The sequence below is a fragment of the uncultured Campylobacter sp. genome (genome assembly GCF_937949835.1).
In the GTDB taxonomy this organism is placed as follows: Bacteria; Campylobacterota; Campylobacteria; order Campylobacterales; family Campylobacteraceae; genus Campylobacter_B.
This window is the reverse complement of the sequence record NZ_CALEDC010000004.1, coordinates 1-2,877: the sequence shown is the minus strand read 5'-3', so window position 1 is coordinate 2,877 and position 2,877 is coordinate 1. Positions and strand designations below refer to the sequence as shown.

Sequence of the window (2,877 nt, the reverse complement as noted above, 5' to 3'; positions counted from 1 at the left end):
CCGCAGGGTCTCAACGCCGAGGCTTCGGCGATACAAAATCCTGGCGATGAGGTGCGAAGCCCGGGCGATAAAATTTCGCTCGCTCATGCTAAGCTACAGAACCTGGATGCTGAAACTTCGGCAATGCAAATTTTGGATCTTGAGCCGCAAAGTCTGGACGATAAAATTTTACCTGCGTACGTCGAGCTGCAGAGCTTGGATGCCGAAATTTCGGCGCAAAATTCCGAGTCGCGAAGTGGAGAGGATCGCAAGAATTCTACGGCGCAAAGCCTCTCATGCGAAAATTCTACGTCGCAAAGCTCTGCAGGCGAAAATCCTGTGCCGGGTAGTGGCTCATATCGCTTGCGCGAGGATCTGCGCGCAAAAATTTCAAAGAATTCGCGCTTCGTCAGGCCCGTTTTGCGCGATAAGTTTTTTTACAAGGCGGCGAAGTTCATCAGCGCGGCGATGGACATTAGCGATGGGCTCGCGCAGGATTTGCCCCGCCTGCTGGAGGCTAGCGGCGTGGGTGCGCGCTGGATCGCCCGCCCTAACGAGGCTGCGTTGCAAAGCGGCGAGGAGTACGAGATTTTGTTCAGCTTCGCGCCGAAGTTTTTGCCTAAAATCTACGCGATTGCCGCTAAAGCGGGCGTTTCGATCAATATCATCGCCGAGGTTTGCCCGCGCACGCCGCAAAGCTCGATGGAATTTCGCGGCAGCTCGCACCACTTCGCGCCTTGAAATTTTGCCGCGACCGCTTTAAATTTTAAGGCGAAAGGTTTGAATTTCAGTTCGAAACGACGCGCCGGGCGAATAAATTTCATTTAGCGAGCGGGGCTGCGGTGATTTGAAATCGGACGCTTTTGGGTCATGACCGCGCCCCGCCGAACTAGGTAAATTTCATATCCAAAATGTTCGGCGCCTCAAGCCTTACGTTTAAATTTAATCCACAACCGCAAGCCGAATTTTAATCTGTCCAATTTAAATATCAGCGCAGACTGCGTGCATCGCGGCTCCGTCGTTTGCCACGGCGTAGAGGCGCCCGCCGCTAGCGAGCATGATCTGATCCGAGCCGAATTGAAACTCGCCGAATTCCACCTCTTTTAAGATCGAGCCGTCGTCCGCGCTAATCAAAACCGGCTTGCCGCGGCGATCTGCGAGTAAAATTTTATCCTCGCACCACGCGAAATGCTCGGTGCCGCCGGTGTCAAATTTGAAGATCATCTCACCGCTTGCCGCGCTCACGGCGTATAGGTGCCCGCCCTTGCCCGCGGTGCCGAAATACAGCGTCTCGAGACCCCGCCGCTTACCTTGCGCATCAAAATGCGACGTCGCTGCGCCGCGCAGGCAAACCGGCGTATATAGATACGCGCCGAGCTTCAGCCGCCAAAGCGTTTTGCCTTTTGCGACCGCTTTTTTGCGCGTTTGCTTGCCGCCGTTTGAAATTTTATCTTTCGCTTCGCTTGTTTCATTGCGCGGATCGCTTTTGCTCGCTTTACAAACAGCCGCCGCATCATCATTTTTGGAGGAATTTTTTAAATTCTCGCCCACCGTGCCGCTAGAATTTGGCGTGCCGCCTAAATCAGCCGCCGCGCCGCTTAAATTTGATCCGTCCTGCGAAGCTATGCACTCCATCATAAAGGGCGAACTCATCCGCACGGCAAAGCCCTCAAACTCGTAGGTTCGCGCGTCGTTGTAGATCTGCTTCACGGGCGCAGGAGCGTCGCCAAGCTCGCTCATTTCGCCATCTTGTATTTTGATGAGCTTTGCGGGCGAATCGACGAAGCCCTCGTAATATCTCGTATTTAGCACGAAGTGGCCGTCCTGCGGGTAACAAAGCGCGGAGGCGGCGAAGAAAATTTCGCGCTGCTCGTAGGCGAGCACCGATCTTTTGTGCTCGCTAAAATCGCGTGAAAACGTATCTAGTAGCACGTAGCTGGGCGTTAGCTTCGAGAGGGTGTTTTGCTCGCTAGGGGCCGCAAAGGCGAAATGGACGAAGGCTATCCGCTCGTCCATCTCGTAAATGCCCGTCACGCCGTGTCCGCGAAACTCCACGCCCTGCATCGCAAGAGGATATGATTTTAGCATTTGCGGCTCCTTAAAATTTGAAGCGATTATAGCTTAAATTTGGGCGCGAATTTAAAATTTTGTATGCACGTTGAAATTTTACGGCGCGCACGTTAAATCATACGATGCACACGCTAAAATTTTACGGTGCGCGGCATGGAATTTCAAATTTTGCGGAGCCGAAGATTTGAAATTTCGCCTCTTCACGTAGCCTACACGCAAGCTCGCTATCATACCGTTACAAAATTTACAAAGGAGCCGTATGAGGGAGATCGTAAAAAAATTTGTCGCAGGCGACGCGGATATTATATTTGCTAGACTTTCCGTTATCATCGTGCTTGCCGTGATGGGCAACTACAAGTGGTTTGAGTTTGAGGTGGAGGCTTTAAAGCCGCTCTTTTCGCAGACGTGGCTTTCGTTTTTGCCGTCAGCGCTCGGGGACGCCGGCGCGAGCTATTTTTTGGGCGTGGTGGAGACCGTGGGCTATCTCTCGCTCATCGCGGGCTTTTTCAAGCCGAAGGCGGGCATCGTGGGCGATCTCATCGTGATCGTCATGGCGCTGAGCACGCTCAGCCTACTGCCGCAGCTAGGTAAGATCGACGGCTTTATCTTTAAAGACCTTTTCTTGCTAGGCCTTGGCTTGGTGCTGCTAAAATACGACCTGGCGCGCCTTTGCCGCGGAGAAAAAAGCTGCGATTGAGCCGTCAAAACATACTGGCGTCGGTTCCGACGCAACACTAAATGATCGCGCACGGCGAGCTTGAGGCTTTTGATTTAAAGCCTGCTTTGCCGGCGGGTGCGTGCTTGAGCCTGCTTGCATAGCACCCTTTA

General features: G+C 53.1%; 3 protein-coding genes. 2 read left to right on the top strand and 1 reads right to left on the bottom strand.

Annotated elements, in window-relative coordinates:
* The coding region (locus tag Q0256_RS00095; RefSeq protein ID WP_367271929.1) for an AIR synthase-related protein at positions 1 to 720 on the top strand (720 nt) is incomplete at its 5' end.
* Positions 721 to 960: 240 nt separating this feature from the next.
* Here the strand turns inward: Q0256_RS00095 and Q0256_RS00090 are convergent.
* On the bottom strand, positions 961 to 2,067 hold the full coding sequence (locus tag Q0256_RS00090; RefSeq protein WP_297958922.1) for a PQQ-binding-like beta-propeller repeat protein: 1,107 nt from the start codon (positions 2,065 to 2,067) through the stop codon (positions 961 to 963).
* Between the two features lie 241 nt (positions 2,068 to 2,308).
* Between Q0256_RS00090 and Q0256_RS00085 the strand changes: the two genes are divergently transcribed.
* Complete coding sequence (locus tag Q0256_RS00085; protein WP_297904949.1) at positions 2,309 to 2,746, top strand: DUF417 family protein; 438 nt, start codon at positions 2,309 to 2,311, stop codon at positions 2,744 to 2,746.
* Positions 2,747 to 2,877: the final 131 nt, after the last annotated feature.

Bases quoted from the DNA above. Each gene is read 5' to 3' on its own strand.
- Q0256_RS00090 (WP_297958922.1), bottom strand. From the start codon at position 2,067: ATGCTAAAATCATATCCTCTTGCGATGCAGGGCGTGGAGTTTCGCGGA.
- Q0256_RS00085 (WP_297904949.1), top strand. From the start codon at position 2,309: ATGAGGGAGATCGTAAAAAAATTTGTCGCAGGCGACGCGGATATTATA.